The organism is Vibrio metoecus (genome assembly GCF_009665255.1).
GTDB classification, from domain to species: Bacteria; Pseudomonadota; Gammaproteobacteria; order Enterobacterales; family Vibrionaceae; genus Vibrio; species Vibrio metoecus_B.
The window spans coordinates 1,389,741-1,408,631 of sequence record NZ_CP035686.1 but is presented as its reverse complement, the minus strand read 5'-3'; the positions used below and the strand labels follow the sequence as shown (position 1 = coordinate 1,408,631).

Annotated in this window: 14 protein-coding genes; 10 read left to right on the top strand and 4 right to left on the bottom strand. The window is 49.8% G+C overall.

Annotation, left to right across the window (positions count from 1 at the left end):
- Positions 1-239 precede the first annotated feature (239 nt).
- From EPB59_RS06335 to EPB59_RS06325, 3 genes are all read right to left on the bottom strand, one after another.
- The gene (locus EPB59_RS06335; protein ID WP_154171894.1) at positions 240-1,769 is read right to left on the bottom strand and encodes a tripartite tricarboxylate transporter permease; all 1,530 of its coding nucleotides are present in this window, start codon (positions 1,767-1,769) and stop codon (positions 240-242) included.
- Positions 1,770-1,778: 9 nt separating this feature from the next.
- Positions 1,779-2,276 carry a tripartite tricarboxylate transporter TctB family protein gene (locus EPB59_RS06330; RefSeq protein WP_001281733.1) on the bottom strand — a complete coding sequence of 166 codons (498 nt, stop codon included), beginning with the start codon at positions 2,274-2,276 and terminating at the stop codon, positions 1,779-1,781.
- A 249-nt stretch (positions 2,277-2,525) separates the two neighbouring features.
- Complete coding sequence (locus EPB59_RS06325) at positions 2,526-3,497, bottom strand: tripartite tricarboxylate transporter substrate binding protein (RefSeq protein WP_055050697.1); 972 nt, start codon at positions 3,495-3,497, stop codon at positions 2,526-2,528.
- A gap of 539 nt (positions 3,498-4,036) precedes the next feature.
- On the opposite strand from EPB59_RS06325, the gene EPB59_RS06320 reads away from it, so the two are divergent.
- The 8 genes from EPB59_RS06320 to EPB59_RS06285 all read left to right on the top strand — a co-directional run bounded on the left by EPB59_RS06320 (position 4,037) and on the right by EPB59_RS06285 (position 15,045).
- Positions 4,037-4,741 carry a GntR family transcriptional regulator gene (locus tag EPB59_RS06320; protein WP_195707078.1) on the top strand — a complete coding sequence of 235 codons (705 nt, stop codon included), beginning with the start codon at positions 4,037-4,039 and terminating at the stop codon, positions 4,739-4,741.
- A 10-nt stretch (positions 4,742-4,751) separates the two neighbouring features.
- Positions 4,752-5,648: a methylisocitrate lyase gene (prpB, locus tag EPB59_RS06315; RefSeq protein WP_195707077.1), complete on the top strand. Its 897-nt coding sequence runs from the start codon at positions 4,752-4,754 to the stop codon at positions 5,646-5,648.
- A gap of 300 nt (positions 5,649-5,948) precedes the next feature.
- Positions 5,949-7,082, top strand: a complete 1,134-nt coding sequence (gene prpC / locus EPB59_RS06310) for a bifunctional 2-methylcitrate synthase/citrate synthase (RefSeq protein WP_154171887.1) — start codon at positions 5,949-5,951, stop codon at positions 7,080-7,082.
- A gap of 77 nt (positions 7,083-7,159) precedes the next feature.
- Entirely contained in the window at positions 7,160-9,766 is a 2,607-nt protein-coding gene (gene acnD, locus EPB59_RS06305; protein ID WP_154171885.1) for a Fe/S-dependent 2-methylisocitrate dehydratase AcnD, read from the top strand.
- Between the two features lie 8 nt (positions 9,767-9,774).
- A complete protein-coding gene (gene prpF, locus EPB59_RS06300) occupies positions 9,775-10,977 on the top strand; it encodes a 2-methylaconitate cis-trans isomerase PrpF (RefSeq protein ID WP_154171883.1) in 1,203 nt (400 codons plus the stop codon).
- A gap of 4 nt (positions 10,978-10,981) precedes the next feature.
- The gene (locus tag EPB59_RS06295; RefSeq protein ID WP_001277379.1) at positions 10,982-12,859 is read left to right on the top strand and encodes a propionyl-CoA synthetase; all 1,878 of its coding nucleotides are present in this window, start codon (positions 10,982-10,984) and stop codon (positions 12,857-12,859) included.
- A 229-nt stretch (positions 12,860-13,088) separates the two neighbouring features.
- A complete protein-coding gene (locus tag EPB59_RS06290; protein WP_154171881.1) occupies positions 13,089-13,565 on the top strand; it encodes a GNAT family N-acetyltransferase in 477 nt (158 codons plus the stop codon).
- A gap of 31 nt (positions 13,566-13,596) precedes the next feature.
- On the top strand, positions 13,597-15,045 hold the full coding sequence (locus tag EPB59_RS06285; RefSeq protein ID WP_195707076.1) for a bifunctional NUDIX hydrolase/phosphatase PAP2 family protein: 1,449 nt from the start codon (positions 13,597-13,599) through the stop codon (positions 15,043-15,045).
- Positions 15,046-15,118: 73 nt separating this feature from the next.
- Here the strand turns inward: EPB59_RS06285 and EPB59_RS06280 are convergent, their stop codons facing one another.
- On the bottom strand, positions 15,119-16,225 hold the full coding sequence (locus EPB59_RS06280; protein ID WP_055050705.1) for a tripeptidase T: 1,107 nt from the start codon (positions 16,223-16,225) through the stop codon (positions 15,119-15,121).
- A gap of 459 nt (positions 16,226-16,684) precedes the next feature.
- Here EPB59_RS06280 and hppD point away from each other — a divergent pair, with 459 nt between their 5' ends.
- Both hppD and EPB59_RS06270 read left to right on the top strand, forming a co-directional pair.
- Positions 16,685-17,758, top strand: coding sequence for a 4-hydroxyphenylpyruvate dioxygenase (gene hppD, locus EPB59_RS06275; protein WP_055050706.1), 1,074 nt, complete (start codon positions 16,685-16,687; stop codon positions 17,756-17,758).
- Positions 17,751-18,887: a homogentisate 1,2-dioxygenase gene (locus tag EPB59_RS06270; RefSeq protein WP_154171879.1), complete on the top strand. Its 1,137-nt coding sequence runs from the start codon at positions 17,751-17,753 to the stop codon at positions 18,885-18,887. Before hppD ends, EPB59_RS06270 begins: the two co-directional genes overlap by 8 nt.
- The last annotated feature ends 4 nt before the right edge of the window (positions 18,888-18,891 follow it).

Below are 18,891 nucleotides of genomic sequence, written 5' to 3'. Positions count from 1 at the left end.
GCCGAATGTGCTTGGACTTTTACCAAAAGTTTAACTGCCTAGGTATAAAAGACAAGTTATTTGTTCGCAAATGCGATCAGCTTGTAACACAGCAATCAAAGGTTGCTCACAAAAGTTATAGAACAAAATGAGCAGTTGAACGATTCATTCACAACACAAAACTACTTCGAATTTCTATCTACTAAAAAGCGCCACCCAAATGGTGGCGCTCTCATATTCTCGTGAAGAATAAGCTTTAATTAGTGCGGCAATTTCACACCTGTTGGGCGTTTTTTACGTTCCATCAAGCGGCCAAACAGTGGGCTAAGTAACGTTACAATTGCCAATACGGTAAAGGCTAAAGTGATTGGGCGTTCCCACAGGAAGCTGATTTCGCCATCCGTAATGATCAATGCACGGCGTAAGTTCTCTTCCATCAAACCGCCCAAAATAAAGCCGAGTAAGAGTGGGGCTAGTGGGAAGTTCGCCAGACGCAGGGCAATTGCGCCCATCGCGACCAGAATCATCACATACACATCCATGGTATTGAACGACACCAAATACACGCCGGTGATGGAGAAGAACAGAATCATCGGCAGCAATACAGTGCGTGGTACTGCTAGCAGTTTAGAGATGTACGGAATCAACGGTAAGTTCAGGATCAGTAGTACGATGTTACCGACGTACATAGAGATGATCACTGACCAGAAGATATCGGGATGCTCAACAAACAGACGAGGACCTGGTTGAATTCCGTAAGCAATCAATGCACCAAGCATAATTGCCGTTGTACCAGACCCAGGGATACCCAACGTTAAGAGGGGAACAAATGAGCCGCTTGATGCCGCGTTGTTGGCGGACTCTGGTGCAACCAGACCACGAATCGAGCCTTGGCCGAACTCTTCTTTCTTGCCTTTTGGTGCGAGATTACGCTCCATGCCGTAAGCCAAGAAAGCCGCAATGGTTGCGCCTGCACCGGGTAGAACGCCAGTGAAGAAACCAAGGATTGAGGAGCGCAGTGAAACCGGTGCGGCTTCTCTCACTTCTTCTCTGGTTAGCTTCATGCTACCGATGTTTTTCATCTGCTCTTGTTCGTTGGCACTGTTATCGCCGTCCGGTTTTAAAATACCCATCAAGGTTTCACCAAGGGCAAAAGTTGCCATGGCTAAGAGTAGGAAGCTAAAGCCATCCATCAAATCGGTCAGGCCGAAAGTGAAGCGTTCGACACCAATGCCTTTATCAATACCAACTGTTGAAAGCATTAAGCCGAGTACGGTCATCATCCATGCCTTTATCACTTGACCTTTACCCGCAAAGGCGGCTACGGCTGAAAGGCCGACCAACATCAGCGCGAAATAGTCTGACGATTGGAAGCTGAGTGATACTTTGGCCAGTGCTGGTGCGGCAAACAGCAACATAATGGCTGAGAGTGTACCGCCAGTGAACGAGGCGTAAGCGGCGAGTGCCAGAGCTTTACCCGCTTGGCCTTTTTGCGCCATTGGGTAGCCGTCAAACGCAGTCACCACCGTTGAAGAACAGCCCGGAGCATTGATCAAAATCGAAGAGGTTGAGCCACCAAAAATCGCGCCGTAGTAAACGCCAGCCATCAGGATTAAGCCTGAAGCAGGTTCTAAACCGTAAGTAATCGGGATCATCAGCGCAATGGCTGAAATGGGGCCTAAGCCGGGCAACATACCGATGAAAGTGCCGACGAAGCAGCCGATCATGACCATCATCAGGTTGGTCGGCATTACCGCCGTTGCCAGCCCTTGTAAAATTCCGTCTAACATGATGATTTCCTATCCGAAAGTAAACAAATGACCAGGTTCAAGATACACATCCAGTCCTTTGGTCAGTAACAAATAAAAGGCAATCACGAAAGGGAATGATGCCCCCAATAAAATGCTTTTCCGCCGCTCACCCAGTAGGTAAAAACCGGCCATGAGGAACAGAGATGTGGCAATCACAAAGCCCAGATACGTCAAACCGAGACCATACAGCGCCATCAGGACTAAGAAACTGATCAGTAATTTCCAGTTAAAATCGAGCACTGCACCACTTTTTTTATCGGGTTGTCCAACTACCAACAATAATAGTGAGAGTGCGATGCCGGCATAAGTCAAAATGGTCGGTAAGGTTCGAGCGTTAAACGGCTCAAGTTCATCGCCGGGAAACATGGCGATCAGTGACGTTTGGTAGCCATAACCGAGGCTGAAGAGCAGGAATAGCATGGCTCCCACTCGATCGCGGCAGAGCATATTCTCTTTGGTAAATAATTTGGTTGGCAGGTCCGACATATCCAACTCCATTGGGTTTGTGAACGGTAGAGGAAAAAAGAGCCGAGTAAACACGAGTTAATGAATGGAGATTAACTAACCCTGTCACACTGCCGGCACGAATGCAGGCAGCATTGGGGTGTCAGGATAAATGAAGTACTGCAAGTCAAAGGAGTTACCCATAACATTTATCCATAAACAAAGGAGTGACGTTGTATACGTTTACTCGGCAAACTGTGAGAGAAGCGGATTGCTCCGCTTCTGCTGCAATTACTTCAGGAAACCAAGCTCACGCATCAGGTCTGCCATTTGCTTCTCTTGCTCTTCAAGGAAAGCGTAAAACTCTTTGTCGCCTTTGTAGCTGTCAATCCAGCCATTACGATCGCGGATCACTTTCCACTCTTCGCTAGCGAACATCTTCTTGAACACTTCGTTCCACTCCGCCACTTTTTCTGCGCTTACGCCCGGTGCGGCAAAGTAGCCACGCCAGTTAACGAAGGTGGTTGGGTTGCCATAGTCGGCAAGGGTTGGAATATCGGGTGCGATGTCCAAACGTTTTGGAGAGGTGATCGCTAAAACGCGCACTTGACCGGATTTCGACATCTCCAGCACTTCGCCTAAACCAGTAGAAAGCACTTGAGTTTCACCAGAGAGCAGAGCTGTCATGGCTGAGCCGCCCGCATCATAAGCCACGTAACGCACTTCTTTTGGATCTAAGCCTTGGCCTTTAAAGGCCGCCGCTGCGACTAAGTGGTCCATACTGCCGCGCGCAGAACCACCTGCAATTTTGATTTGTTTCGGGTTGGCTTTGAAATCCGCAACCACTTGTTCCCAAGAGGTATATTTCGAATCACCTGCCACCACGAAAGCACCGTAGTCAGAGACGATTTCAGCAACGGGCGTTAAATCACGGAAAGATTGTGGGAAAACGCCAGACAGTGAACGGATAACAATCGGGGTTGAGTTTACCATCAGCGTATCTTGTTGACGTTCTGCCGTTTCAATCAGGTGTGCAATCGCTTTACCGCCACCGCCACCAGAAAGGTTTTGGTAAGAGGCGTTTTCGATCAGCTTCGCTTTCATTAGCGCATCACCAGTAGCGCGCGCAGTCATATCCCAGCCACCACCAGCACCACCGGGTACAATAAAGTGGATTTTTTCAATGTCAGCCGCGAGAGAGGAGAAAGAAAAAGTAGCGGCCAGCATGGCGGCGGTGAGAGAAGGTTTAAAAAACTTCAACATGTTTCACGTTCCTTATGTCGGCGCATCATACTGCACGTTGATGCTTATTTTTGTGTTATCCCTTGCTATGCTGAAAAGCGTTCAAATTCGCTTTCACAGAGCTTGGTGAAAAGTGGAGAGCACGAATGGCTGACCACTGCTACCGATGACTTGGTATGCGTTAAGGTTAAAAATCTGTTAAGGAAATGTCTTTAATCCGTCAATAAAAACAATATTGGCTATAAAGGGGATTTTGTTCATAAAGTTCACAGCATCATCGACGTTTAATTTTTAAGTTGGGAAAAATCTGATGGTGTAGACACTGCGCGATTGTTTGTCTCAAGCTATAAATTGGCGGTTTTGTTTTTATTTATTGTTTTTAAACAGCTTATTCAGCTTTCCTCTTTTGGGTTGGTTTTATACCTTAGTCTAAAGTGTCGACAGTTTGCTTGATTGTCGACACTTTAATGGGCTATTTTTTCATCAGACCAAGATAGCGATGCGCATTTAACACAGAGTGAGTTGTGAACAGTTAGTTGCGAACATGAGAATCACGATTGATGAAAAGTAGTCCGTTAGTCCGCCAAGCGAGCACTGAAAAAGAGAGCACCAAATCAGAGAATCTAACCGAATATCTGATTGAAGCCATTGTTGAAGGTCAGCTCGCGCCGGGCGGTAAAATCTCTGAACCTGAGCTCGCCAAACAGTTTCAAGTCAGCCGTGGCCCACTGCGTGAAGCGTTAATGCGAGTGGAAGGGCTTGGGTTGATTGAACGTATTCCGCACATCGGTGCGCGAGTGATTCAATTGTCACCCGTTAAACTGGTTGAGCTGTATGCAGTGCGCGAAGCTCTGGAAGGCATGGCCGCAAGGTTAGCAGCGCGCAATATTATTGAAATCGAACTGGCGGGCTTAGAAAGCTTATTGTCGACACATTCGACCCATATCGATCAGGTTGAAGGCGCTTCTTACTTTCACCAGCAGGGTGATTTCGATTTCCACTATCGAATTATTCAAGCCAGCCGCAATCAACAACTGATTGGCTTGCTGTGTGATGAGCTTTACCACTTGCTGCGTATGTATCGTTACCAATCACCGCGCTCGCATTCGCGTCCGGTAGAAGCTTTGGAAGAACACAAATTTATTCTGCGTGCGATTCGCCAACGAGACGAAGAGTTGGCCGAAATGCTGATGCGTCGCCACATCTCGCGCAGTCGTCAATTGATCGAACAACAAATAATGCTGGATGCCCAACAACAAGGTTAAGGAGAATCCCATGAGTTTAAGTCCTGGCGCCAAATTCAGGCTGGCAGTGAAAACCCATCATCCACTGCAAATCGTCGGCACCATCAACCCTTACTGCGCCATGATGGCGAAAAGTATCGGCCATCAAGCGATTTATCTCTCTGGCGGTGGCATTGCCAATGCCTCGTACGGCTTGCCAGATTTGGGCATCACCACACTCAATGACGTGTTGGTGGATGTGGAACGCATCACCAACGCCTGCGATTTGCCTTTGCTGGTGGATATTGATACCGGATTTGGCGGCGCATTTAACATTGCTCGCTCCATCAAAGCGATGGAAAAAGCCGGAGCCGCGGCGGTACACATGGAAGATCAGGTGGCGCAAAAACGCTGTGGTCATCGTCCGAATAAAGCGATTGTTAGTCAGCAAGAGATGGTGGATCGCGTCAAAGCCGCAGTGGATGCGCGCATTAATCCTGAGTTTGTGATCATGGCGCGCACCGATGCGTTAGCGGTAGAAGGCATGGACAGTGCAATTGAACGTGCGATCGCTTGTGTGGAAGCGGGCGCAGACATGATTTTCCCCGAAGCCATGACCGAACTGAAACAGTACGAGCAGTTTTCGACGGCACTGCGCAGTGCCACAGGTAAACATGTACCGATTTTGGCCAACATTACTGAGTTCGGTCAGACACCCCTTTACAGCGGTGAACAACTGGCGGCCGTGAATGTCGATATGGTGCTGTACCCACTCAGCGCTTTCCGAGCCATGAATAAGGCGGCGGAAAATGTGTATCGCCACTTGCTAGAACACGGTAATCAGGAAGCGCTGCTCGATCAAATGCAAACGCGTAAAGAGCTGTACGCTTATCTGCATTACCACGAATACGAAGACAAGCTAGATCAGCTGTTTTCAAACAATCCCTAAACCCTTGCTACTTGAAGCCGCAGCGTTGTTGGCTACGTTCATTCACCCCAATCACATAGTGTGTCTATGCTCATGGGGATGAACTCACTTGCCGCCTAGCTGCAACTCCAAGTAGTTTGGGTTCCAGTGAGGGAAGCTCAAGGAAAACAACCCTCTCTTAGGTTTGACAGCCAATGTGGCTGCGCGAGTAAGAGAACATTAAATCCAATAACGTGAAATTGCTCTCCTAAAACACCTGAAGGTGGACACTAAGAGGTCGGTGCGCTAGCACCAAAAGGAGAGCCAGAAAAGGAGTTCGACATGTCTGCTGCAAAAGAGTTGGGCGGAGCAGGGCTGCGCGGCCAAAGCGCGGGAAGCACCGCTTTATGTACAGTGGGTAAAACGGGAACCGGGTTAACCTACCGTGGTTACGACATTACCGATTTGGCCCATCATGCTCAGTTTGAAGAGGTTGCACACCTGCTATTGGTGGGGCATTTGCCAACGCAAGCGGAGCTGGAACAGTACAAAACTCGTTTGATTGGCCTGCGCGGTTTACCCGAAAAACTCAAGCAAGCACTGGAATTGATCCCAGCTGAAGCGCATCCGATGGATGTGATGCGCACGGGCTGCTCCATTCTTGGCAACCTTGAGCCTGAACATACCTTTGCAGAGCAACAATCGGCTACCGAGCGTATGTTGGCGCTGTTTCCGGCGATCATCTGTTACTGGTATCGCTTCAGTCATGACGGGGTGCGGATTGATACCGCCGATCAAAGTGAAGATTCGATTGGCGGCTATTTCCTCAAAATGCTCACCGGCCAAGCGCCGAGCGAGCTGTTCAAAAAAGTGATGCACTGCTCGCTCACTCTGTACGCCGAGCATGAATTCAATGCTTCTACCTTTGCAGCAAGAGTCTGTGCGTCAACCTTGTCGGATATTCACTCTTGTGTGACGGGTGCGATTGGTACACTGCGTGGGCCTTTGCATGGCGGAGCGAATGAAGCTGCGATGGCGATGATTGAGCAGTGGCACAGTGCCGATGAAGCGGAAGCGGGCATCATGCGCATGTTGGCGAACAAAGAGAAAATCATGGGCTTTGGCCACGCGATTTATCGTGAGAGTGACCCACGCAATGCATTAATCAAAGAGTGGTCGAAGGCGCTTTCTGAAGCAGTGGGGGATTCTCATCTCTACGCTGTTTCTGAGCGCGTGGAAGCGGTGATGAAGCGTGAAAAAGACCTCTTCTGTAATGCGGACTTCTTCCACGCCTCGGCCTATCACTTTATGGGCATTCCGACCAAATTGTTCACGCCAATCTTTGTGATGAGCCGTTTAACTGGCTGGGCTGCGCATGTTTATGAGCAGCGTGCGAATAACCGAATTATTCGCCCAAGCGCCGATTATGTAGGGCCTGAGCATCAAACTTGGTTGCCGATTGAACAGCGTGGCTAACACTGAACAAGTACAACGAACCCTCCAGTGGAGGGTTCAGAGCCATTTAAATGGCCAGCAGCAATGGAAGCAAAAACATGAACAGTCTGTATCGTAAATCTTTATCGCCAAGCCCCGTGCAACCTCAGGTCGATTTCTTTGATACGCGCGCTGCGGTCGAGGCGTTAAAACTGGGCGCATACCAAACTTTGCCTTACACGGCACGTATTCTGGCCGAAAACTTGGTTCGCCGCTGCCCACCGGAACAATTGAGCGAAAGTCTGCTGCAAATTATCGAGCGTAAACGCGATCTTGATTTCCCTTGGTATCCCGCGCGTGTGGTGTGCCACGATATTCTCGGCCAAACCGCGCTGGTCGATTTAGCGGGCTTGCGTGATGCGATAGCCGATCAAGGTGGCGACCCCGCGCAAGTCAATCCTGTCGTAGAGACTCAGTTGATTGTTGATCACTCGTTGGCGGTGGAATATTCCGGCTGCGATCCTGATGCGTTTGAAAAAAATCGCGCGGTGGAAGACAGACGCAACGAAGATCGCTTCCACTTTATCGAGTGGTGCAAAACCGCGTTCAAAAACGTCAGCGTGATCCCCGCCGGTAACGGCATCATGCACCAGATCAATCTGGAAAAAATGTCGCCGGTGATACAGGTGAAAGAGGGCGTGGCCTTCCCTGATTCTTGCGTAGGAACCGATAGCCACACGCCGCACGTCGATGCACTCGGTGTGCTGGCGATTGGTGTGGGTGGCCTTGAAGCGGAAACCGTAATGCTCGGTCGCCCTTCCATGATGCGCTTGCCAGATATTGTTGGCGTGAAACTGACCGGAGCGCGCCAACTGGGCATTACCGCAACCGATATTGTATTGGCCTTAACCGAATTTCTGCGCCACGAGCGCGTGGTCTCGGCCTATCTGGAGTTTTTTGGCGAAGGGGCGAAAGCGCTGACCATCGGCGATCGCGCGACCATCTCCAATATGACACCGGAATACGGTGCGACCGCCGGCATGTTCTACATTGATGAACAAACCATTCAATATTTAAAACTGACTGGTCGCGAGCCAGAGCAAGTTGCTTTGGTTGAAAGCTATGCCAAAGCCGCAGGTTTATGGGCGGACAGCTTAGAGCACGCGGAATACGAACGTGTGCTAGAGTTTGATCTCTCCAGCGTTGAGCGTAATTTGGCGGGGCCTTCCAATCCACATCGCCGTTTGCCTACCAAAGAGCTAAGCGCGCGTGGTATTGCGATACCTTCTCAGCAACGAGAAGCACAACAAGCTGAGGGCTTGATGCCCGATGGCGCGGTGATCATCGCCGCCATCACTTCCTGCACCAACACCAGTAACCCGCGTAACGTCGTTGCAGCAGGGCTGCTCGCCCAAAAAGCCAATCAGCTGGGCCTTAAACGTCAACCTTGGGTGAAAACCTCTTTCGCGCCCGGCTCGAAAGTCGCCAAATTGTATTTGCAAGAAGCTGGGCTGCTCTCTGAACTTGAACAGCTTGGTTTTGGGATTGTGGCGTATGCCTGTACCACTTGTAACGGCATGAGCGGTGCGCTCGATCCTGCCATTCAACAAGAAATCATTGAACGCGATCTCTACGCAACGGCGGTGCTGTCTGGCAACCGCAACTTTGATGGCCGTATTCATCCGTATGCCAAACAAGCGTTTTTGGCTTCGCCGCCTCTGGTCGTGGCTTACGCGATAGCAGGCACGATGCGCTTTGATATTGAGCGTGACGCGCTGGGTCACGATGCGCAAGGCAAGCCGATTTATCTCAATGATTTATGGCCAAGTGATGAAGAGATTGATGCCGTCGTTGGCCGCGCGGTCAAGCCGGAGCAGTTCAAGCAGATCTATATCCAGATGTTTAAACTCGATGAGACACAAAGCGCGAGCTCGCCGCTGTATGACTGGCGGCCGATGAGCACGTATATTCGCCGTCCACCGTATTGGGAAGGGGCGCTCGCGGCGCCGCGAACCTTGAAAGCGATGCGACCACTGGCGATTTTGGGTGACAACATCACCACCGATCATTTATCACCCTCCAATGCCATTTTGGCGAACAGCGCAGCTGGGGAATACCTGAGCAAAATGGGCGTGCCGGAGGAGGATTTTAATTCTTACGCTACCCACCGCGGCGATCACCTGACTGCACAGCGAGCGACGTTTGCCAACCCGAAACTGTTTAACGATATGGTCAAAGAAAACGGGCAGATCAAACAAGGTTCCCTCGCACGTATTGAGCCGGAAGGCAAAGTAACCCGCATGTGGGAAGCGATTGAAACTTACATGAACCGCAAACAACCGCTGATTGTGATTGCGGGAGCGGATTACGGCCAAGGTTCATCGCGCGACTGGGCGGCTAAAGGCGTGCGTTTAGCGGGTGTTGAGGCGATTGTTGCGGAAGGCTTTGAGCGGATTCACCGCACCAACTTGGTCGGTATGGGCGTACTGCCGCTAGAGTTTAAGCCGGGCGTCAATCGCCACTCGTTAGCGCTCGATGGCACTGAGCTGTTTGATGTGGTGGGTGAGATCAAGCCCGGTGCCGATTTAGCGCTAGTCGTGACCAGACAAAACGGCGAGAAGCTCGATGTGGCGGTGACGTGCCGTTTGGACACGGCCGATGAAGTGCATGTATATCAAGCGGGTGGCGTGTTGCAACGCTTCGCGCAAGACTTTTTGGCGCAGTAGGAGGCAGCATGAACGAGACAGTGTCACAAATTCGTATTCCTGCCACCTACATGCGCGGCGGAACCAGCAAAGGGGTGTTTTTCCGTCTGAAGGATTTGCCGCTTGAAGCGCAGCTTCCCAGTGCTGCCCGTGATGCTCTGTTGTTACGAGTGATTGGTAGCCCTGACCCCTACGGCAAGCAGATCGATGGCATGGGCGGCGCGACATCAAGCACCAGCAAAACGGTGATTGTCAGTGCCAGTTCGCGCGCGGATCACGATGTGGATTATCTGTTCGGGCAAGTGGCGATAGATAAACCGTTTGTCGATTGGAGCGGAAACTGCGGCAATCTTTCCGCTGCGGTGGGGCCGTTTGCAATCCATGCTGGGCTGATTCCTGCTGAGCGTATTCCGCACAATGGTGTGGTGGCGGTGAAAGTGTGGCAGGCCAACATCAGCAAAACCATTGTGGTGCATGTGCCGATAGTCAATGGCGCGGTGCAAGAGTGCGGTGAATTTGAACTCGATGGCGTGACCTTTCCGGCGGCCGAAGTACAGGTCGATTTTGTTGATCCTGCGGATGACAGCGGCGCTATGTTCCCAACTGGTAACGTGATGGATGATTTGCAAGTGCCGGGTATCGGCACGTTCAACGCGACTTTCATCAACTCGGGCATTCCAACTATTTTTGTCGATGCTGAAGCGCTTGGCTATCAAGGTACTGAGCTGCAAGATGCCATCAACAGTGATCCACAAGCCTTGGCGAAGTTTGAAACGCTACGCGCTTATGGCGCACTGAAAATGGGGCTGATTGAGTGCATTGAAGAAGCGCAAAACCGTCAGCACACGCCGAAAATTGCTTTTGTCAGTAGCGCGAAAAGTTACCTCGCTTCAAGTGGTAAGCCAGTAGATGCGGATTCGGTGGATCTGTTGGTGCGCGCGCTCTCGATGGGCAAACTGCATCACGCCATGATGGGCACGGCCGCTGTGGCGATTGCTTCTGCTGCCGCCGTTCCGGGCACGTTGGTCAATTTGGCCGCGGGGGGCGGTGAGCGTACGTCAGTCACCTTTGGTCATCCCTCCGGCACTTTAAAAGTCGGAGCCAAAGCCAAGCAAGGTGAACAAGGCTGGAAAATTGAGCGTGCGATCATGAGTCGCAGCGCCAGAATTCTAATGGAAGGATGGGTACGCGTTCCCGCAAATTACGCTGCCCTCAGTGAGAGCAAGGAGTAATGCGATGTCTGCCTATCAAGAGCAATATCAATGGGCGAAAGAGCAGCCCGAAGCCTTCTGGCGTAAACAAGCGCAGCAGATCGACTGGTTTCAACCACCGCAAACCATTTTGGCGAATGATGAGCATGGCATCGAGCGTTGGTTTCCTGATGGTGTACTCAATACTTGCTGGCTAGCGCTCGACTATCACTGCGAGCAAGGCCGTGGTGATCACACTGCGCTGATTTACGATTCGCCCGTGACGGGCAAAAAGCAGCGCTATAGTTACTCGGCATTGCGTGACAGTGTCGCGAAAATTGCCGGTATGCTGGCTGCGCAAGGGGTGAGCAAAGGTGATCGCGTTATCATCTACATGCCGATGATCCCAGAAGCGGCGATGGCGATGCTGGCTTGTGCGCGTTTGGGCGCCATTCACTCGGTCGTGTTTGGTGGCTTCGCACCGAATGAGCTGGCAGTGCGGATTGAAGATGCGGAGCCGAAAGTGATCATGACCGCCTCGTGCGGCGTGGAAATCAATAAGGTGATTCCCTACAAGCCCATGGTCGACAAAGCCATTATGGATAGCCGCTGGAAGCCTGAAAAAGTCTTGGTTTATCAGCGCAGTGAATGCCGCGCCGAGCTCACTCATGCACGCGATTTGGAATGGAACACGGTCGTGCAATCGGCCACGCCGCACGGTTGTGTGCCTGTGCTCGCCACCGATCCGCTGTATATCCTCTACACCTCAGGCACCACAGGCAAACCGAAAGGCGTGGTGCGCGATAATGGCGGTCACGCGGTTGCGCTCAAGTATTCAATGCAGATCATCTACAACATGCCGCAAGATGGAGTGTTTTGGGCGGCTTCGGATGTGGGCTGGGTAGTCGGTCACTCCTATATTGTGTATGCGCCGCTGATTCATGGCTGCACCACCATTTTGTATGAAGGCAAACCGGTACGCACACCCGATCCCGGCGCGTTTTGGCGAGTGTGTCAGGAGTACCAAGTCACCGCTCTGTTTTCTGCGCCGACCGCGTTTCGTGCCATCAAAAAAGAAGATCCAAATGGCGATTATTTAAAACAGTACGATTTGTCGGCGTTAACCACCATTTTTATGGCCGGAGAGCGGCTTGACCCGCCGACCTTGGAATGGGTACAAAGCAAAACAGGCAAGCCAGTGATTGATCACTGGTGGCAAACAGAAACGGGGTGGGCGATTGCTGGAAACCCAACGGGTCTTGAATCTATGCCCATCAAAGCGGGCTCGGCAACCAAACCGATCCCCGGTTATCAGGTGGAGATTCTTAATGAGCTTGGCGAAAACATGCCCGCCAATCAGCAAGGTTTTGTCGCACTAAAAAGGCCTCTACCACCAAGCTGCCTGCCAACCGTATGGCGTAACCATGACCGTTTTGAGTCGGGCTATTTGGCGCAATTCCCCGGTTATTATGTATCCGGTGATGGCGGTTATCTCGATGACGACGGGTATCTGTTCATCATGGGACGCATTGATGATGTGATCAACGTTGCGGGGCATCGATTATCGACAGGCGAGATGGAAGAGATCGTCGGTGCGCATCCGGCTGTGGCGGAATGTGCGGTGATTGGCGTCCACGACGAGCTGAAAGGGCAGTTGCCACTGGGTTTAGTGGTGCTCAAAGATGGGGTGAAGATTGATGCGCAAACGCTGGAGCAAGAGTTGGTCGCCAGTGTGCGCAATCAAATTGGTGCGGTGGCTTGCTTTAAGCATGCAATAGTCGTCGAACGTTTACCCAAAACACGCTCCGGCAAAATTTTGCGGCGTATCATCCGCCAAATCGCCGATGGTGAGAGTTACACCATTCCGTCGACCATTGATGATCCCATGAGCCTCAATGAGCTGGAAAACCTGTTTCAGCATTAAATTGATTCGGCTTTAGCAGCAGAAGATCAGGCCGTCATGTCGTTCACATTTGTGGGCTGCATCATGGCCTGATTATTTTTTGCATCTATTAGAGTGATTTTTAGTTAACCATCTCACTGATGTGACACAGATAACAACCCGATTGCACAAAATCCCTGTAGCCTGAGCTGATTTTTTATCGCACTTCCTATACAATTTCGCCCCACGATAAATTGATAACAATCACAAAATGACCAACTTCTCACTTTCGGCAGCCAACAGTGCAGATTTAGAGCAACTTAATGAGTTGATGTTTCGATTGCACGATGAGCACCATCTGCAATGCCCAGAGCATTTCAAAACCGCAGAGGAGATTGAGCAAGAGAAAAGCATCGCTCGTTATTTGGATGATCCTGAGTGTTTGGTGTATGTCGCGAAGCAACAAGATCAGATAGTGGGTTTTGTGACTGGACATTTTTGTGAGCTGGTTTCTACCGTGAGTCAGGCGGTGACAATGGGCAGTGTCGATGAGCTTTATGTAGTTCCGGCATTTCGTGGACAAGGGATTGCCAATCAGCTATGTCATAAATTAGAGCGGGTTTTCAAAGATTACGGGGTCAAACAAATGTTTGTCGAAGTATGGGATTTTAACCGTACTGCCCAAGACTTTTACCAGAGTGCAGGCTTTGTGCCACATATCCACTGGTTACGTAAACCGCTTGTATAAGTCAGTTCGTTTTTTAAAAGGAAACAGTACCTTGTTGGCACATGTTCGCACACTTTGGTTAGTGTTAGGCTTCACTCTGAGTTTAGGGCTCTCTTTTTCGGCTATGTCCAGCCAAGAAGAAGAGGCGGCGTATCGCGGCGCGTTATGTTTGATCCGTGGCGATAATAAGTTAGTGATGACGCAAGAGGTATTGACTGGAAAACTTTCGTTGCCCGGTGGCACGATTGAAGCGGGTGAAACACCCCAGATGGCGGCTCAGCGTGAAACCTGGCAAGAAACAGGCATGGTGGTTGCGGTGGGGCGTCTACTTGGCCACACTCCTACAGCGTTAGTTTATGAGTGCATCAGTGAATCACAGGTAATCGCTTACGCGTACCAAAATGGTTTAGGAGGGTATGAATTACCCATTTGGTTCGCGCCAGATTATGGAGTGGAAACGATCTCATCCATGCTGATCACTCCTAGTTATATCAAAGCGAATCAGTATCGATATTCAGAGCAGTGGGAGTCTATCCTCTCGCTGTTTAACGTGAGTACAGATCAAACCGTGGATTATGTGACTGAATTGCACAAAGCGGCACCTCGATTTCAGCAAGTGGAATTGGATTGGCTAAACCAGCTTCAATATGGGTTGGCACAGTTGCAAAAGAGCATGCCTTGGCTGCAAAACATCATCCTCAGCGGAATGCTTTTTAATCTTCCAGTGATGGGGTTAGTGTTGTTTCCTTTGATTTATTGGCAGCTTGGTAAACCCTATTGCTACAAAATTTTGTTTGCGATGACCGTCACCTCATTGCTTTGTCTGGTTGCTCAACAAGGTTTTTCTTTGCCAAGACCTCATGTTTACCAACCGGGATTAGAACTGTTCCCTAGCTATGGTTTTGGGTTCCCTAATTTGCCGATCGCGCTCTGGAGTTGCTTGGGGGTCTTGTTGTGGCACGTGCGACAAGAGTTTACGCACCGCTGGGCTATGCGCATTTGGGCTGGGGTATTTATCTGGTTATCTTTTGCTTCGTTTTATTCAGGCAGTGCCTTTCTCAGTGATATTGCGGCGGGCTCGCTGTTTGGTGGTTTAGTTGCATGGCACATTATTCGCCTCGATCTGAAACCGGGGGTTAATGTACAAAGTTTGTTGACCTCAAAGCCAGTTTGGTGGGGATTAACCATTGCTTGCGCAATTTTGTCGATTATCTGGCCACAACCCATTTTTACCCAGTGGTTGGCATTTTTAGTTACCATTTCTGGTTTAGTGACGGTACTGAAACCGATCTCGGCAGAGTTGTCATTTCGTGAAGTGTTATTGATGATTGTTCTCTTGCTGTTGGCGAATGAGGTGATTTCATTGGCAGTCAGCCCGCTCAATTACAGCTCGCTGTATTCTTTGATCGGTGAAACATTGCGTTATCCGGCGCTGATTTTGTTGTTTGTGCTGTTGGCACGCCGCCGAGTGAAACCTTCACTAACTACACCAGTGCATTAACTGATTTGATGAATCGGGAATAAAAAACCGGAAGCTTAGGCTTCCGGTTTGCTTTTCTGAAACAAGATGAGAATTAGGCGGTGGTATAAGCACAAACGAATTCGGCAATTTTCACCATATCCGCAATCGCGATGTACTCTTCAGTAGTATGAACTTTAGCCATGCCGGTTGAGAGGTTTACCGTAGTTAAGCCTTTCGCGTTGAAGTTATTAGCATCACTGCCGCCGCCGCTGAGCTTGGTTTTTGGCTCAACGCCAATCGCTTCGAAACTCGCTTTAATCGCTTGGATGTGCGCGTTATCTTCTTCCAACTTGAATGCGTTATAAGCACGAGTTGATTCAATCTCTACTTGTGCGCCATGCTTCTCCGCTGCGCGCTCAAACGTTTCGATCATATGCTGAACTTGGGCTTCTAACTTAGCGTCGTTGAGTGAACGTGCTTCTGCCACAATTTTTAGTTCAGGCATCACAATATTTGTTGCTTGACCACCTTGCACAATACCGATGTTGGCTGTGGTTTCTTCGTCAATACGTAGCAGTTTCATTTGAGTGATCGCATCAGCTGCCACAGAAATCGCGCTGATACCATCTTCCGGTACTAAACCCGCGTGGGCAGGTTTGCCTTTGATCATTGCAACGATTTTTTGTTGGCCCGGCGCTGCGCGAACGATAGTGCCAATCGGGCCGCCTGTGTCGAGAACAATCGCTTTCTGTGCTTGTACTTTGCTCATGTCGAAGTGCTCAGAGCCTTTTAGGCCGCCTTCTTCATGCACAGTGAAAGCAATCTCAATGGTTTTGTGCGCTTGTTGGTTATCGCGCAGAACACGTACTGCTTCAAGAATTGCAGCAATGCCTGATTTGTCATCACCACCCAAAATCGTGTTGCCTTTGGAGCGGATAATGCCATCTTCAATCACTGGCTCGATACCGTTACCCGGTTTTACTGTGTCCATGTGGCAGCTAAAGAGAATGCTGTCATTCAATGTGCCATCAAGACGGGCATACAGGTTAAAACCGTTCGACACATCCGCCGGAACAGGCAGTTTTTGCACGGAGAAACCGAGCTCACCTAGCTGCTCAGCTAGGGTTTCAGCAATCTGTTTTTCATTACCAGATTCGCTATCGATTTGAATCAATTGTAGGAAGTGGTCAACAAGACGTTGGGTATTAATCAGACTCATAGGAATACCTCTTGGGGAACAGAAGCTGACACCATGCCTGCAATCGAATTCACAAAAGATGCGTTAAATCAAAAAAAGTCTGAAAAGAGGAGGGGAAAAACGTGCTTGAGTGAAATGGCACTCATTTTGATGAATCGACACATTTCGAACAGAGCTGACGTCAATGAAAGTAACAATATTGTTACATTGTAAGTATTGCTTTACTCTTTGAATGAGAGTGGAAAAGAGTCTTCACGGGCTATTGAAAGTTAACTATATTTTAATTTTCAATGCGTTGTGCTTATCAGAAGCATGTTATAGGCACGATTTTTAGCTAAGAGATAGCGCGATGTGATAAATGTAATCATTTTGTTACTTTGTTTGATTTAAATCAGCATAAAGTCACTTTGGCGCTTGGGATTTTCTTTATGCAGCATTTCAGCCATGGTTAGTGCAACCCCACACACCAAGGAAACGATGATGATGGATAGCGTAAACCCACTCGGTACAGATGGCTTTGAATTTGTGGAATACACAGCGGCGGATATGCAGGGAATTGCCAGTCTCAAACACCTCTTCACCTCTCTGGGCTTTGCTGAAATTGCGAAACACCGCTCCAAAGAAGCTTGGTTATATCGCCAAGGCGACATCAATTTTATTGTGAATGCCCAGCCACGCAGCCAAGCTGAAGCGTTTGCCAAAGAGCATGGTCCTTCTGTCTGCGGGATGGCCTTTCGCGTGAAAGATGCAGCTGCCGCGCTCAAACATGCTTTGGCTAATGGTGCGGTGGAGTACAAAACCGAGATTGGGCCGATGGAGTTGAGCATTCCGGCGGTGATGGGCATTGGTGACAGCTTGCTCTATTTTGTGGATCGCTATGGCGATCGCAGCATCTATGATGTCGATTTCCATTTTTACCCTGACAGCGAAGTACGCCTAGCGAAAGCGCAAGTGGGACTGTACGAAATTGACCACCTCACTCACAACGTGAAGCGCGGCAATATGAACCAGTGGGCAGGTTTTTATGAGCGCATTGGTAACTTCCGTGAAATCCGCTACTTTGATATCGAGGGTAAACTGACGGGGTTGGTGAGCCGAGCCATGACTGCGCCATGCGGCAAAATACGCATTCCGATCAACGAGTCTTCTGACGATAAATCGCAAATCGAAGAGTTTATTCGTGAGTACAAAGGGGAAGGGATCCAGCATATCGCGCTCAGCACGGAGGATATTTACCATACAGTGAAAACCTTGCGTGAACGCGGTATGGATTTTATGCCAACGCCAGATACTTATTACGATAAAGTGAATCAGCGGGTGGTTGGACATCAAGAAGATGTCGATGCGCTGCGTGAATTGCGTATTTTAATTGACGGCGCACCGATGAAAGACGGCATTCTGCTGCAAATCTTTACCCAAACCGTGATTGGCCCAGTCTTCTTTGAAATCATTCAGCGTAAAGGAAACCAAGGCTTTGGTGAGGGTAACTTTAAAGCGCTGTTTGAATCGATTGAAGAAGATCAAATCCGCCGTGGAGTATTGACTGATGCATAAATGGATTACTTTTCCGCATCGTGAAGGCACCTGTTCAAGGCAGGCACATGCTGATTTCCCAGAGCAGGCGATTTATGAGCGTGAAGCGGGGCGCAGTGGTTTTTTCGGCCCCGCGGCGCATTTTCATCACCAACATGCACCGACAGGTTGGAGTGAGTGGGAGGGCGAACTGCGTCCACGTGCATTCAATTTCAACCATGTTGAGGGAGTGAATGCTTTATCCCCTTGGCAAGTGCCGCTTTTACTGAATAACCAAGAAGTGAAAGTGCGGGTGTGGAAGCTAGAACAAGCTATGCCAGCGTTGGCGCGCAATGCCGATGGTGATGAGCTGTTGTTTATCCATCAGGGCAAAGCGGATCTCTATTGTGATTATGGTCATCTGACGGTGAGTGAAGGTGATTATGTGTTGATTCCTCGCTCGACCAACTGGCGTTTAGAGCCGATTGAGCCCTTGTTTATTTTGATGATTGAAAACACCGATGCAGCGTATTCACTGCCGGAAAAAGGCTTAGTGGGAAATCATGCGGTGTTTGATCCTGCGGTCCTAGATGTGCCTTCGATCAATGATCAGTTCCGAGCGCAGTATTCTGAGCAGCAGACGCAAGTGCAGGTGAAGCGTCACGGGCAGATCAGCACCATTACTTTCCCGTTTAATCCATTGGATGCGGTGGGGTGGCATGGCGATCTCTCTGTCGTGCGCCTGAACTGGCGCGATATTCGCCCGCTGATGTCGCATCGCTACCATCTTCCGCCTTCGGCACATACCACCTTTGTCGGCCAAGGTTTTGTTGTGTGTACTTTTGTACCGCGCCCGATTGAGAGTGATCCCGGCGCGCTGAAAGTGCCGTTTTATCACAACAACGATGATTACGATGAAGTGCTGTTTTACCACGCCGGCGATTTTTTCAGCCGTGACAATATTGAAGCCGGCATGGTGACTTTTCACCCTGCGGGTTTTACTCACGGTCCGCATCCGAAAGCGTTCCAAGCCGGCTTGGAATACCGCAAAAAATTCACTGATGAAGTGGCGGTGATGATTGATACCCGCCATGCGCTGCACTTTAGCGAAGCGGCGCAGCAAGTCGAAAATCGTCAGTATGTTTACAGTTGGCAGAGCAAAAAGGAGTAGGGCG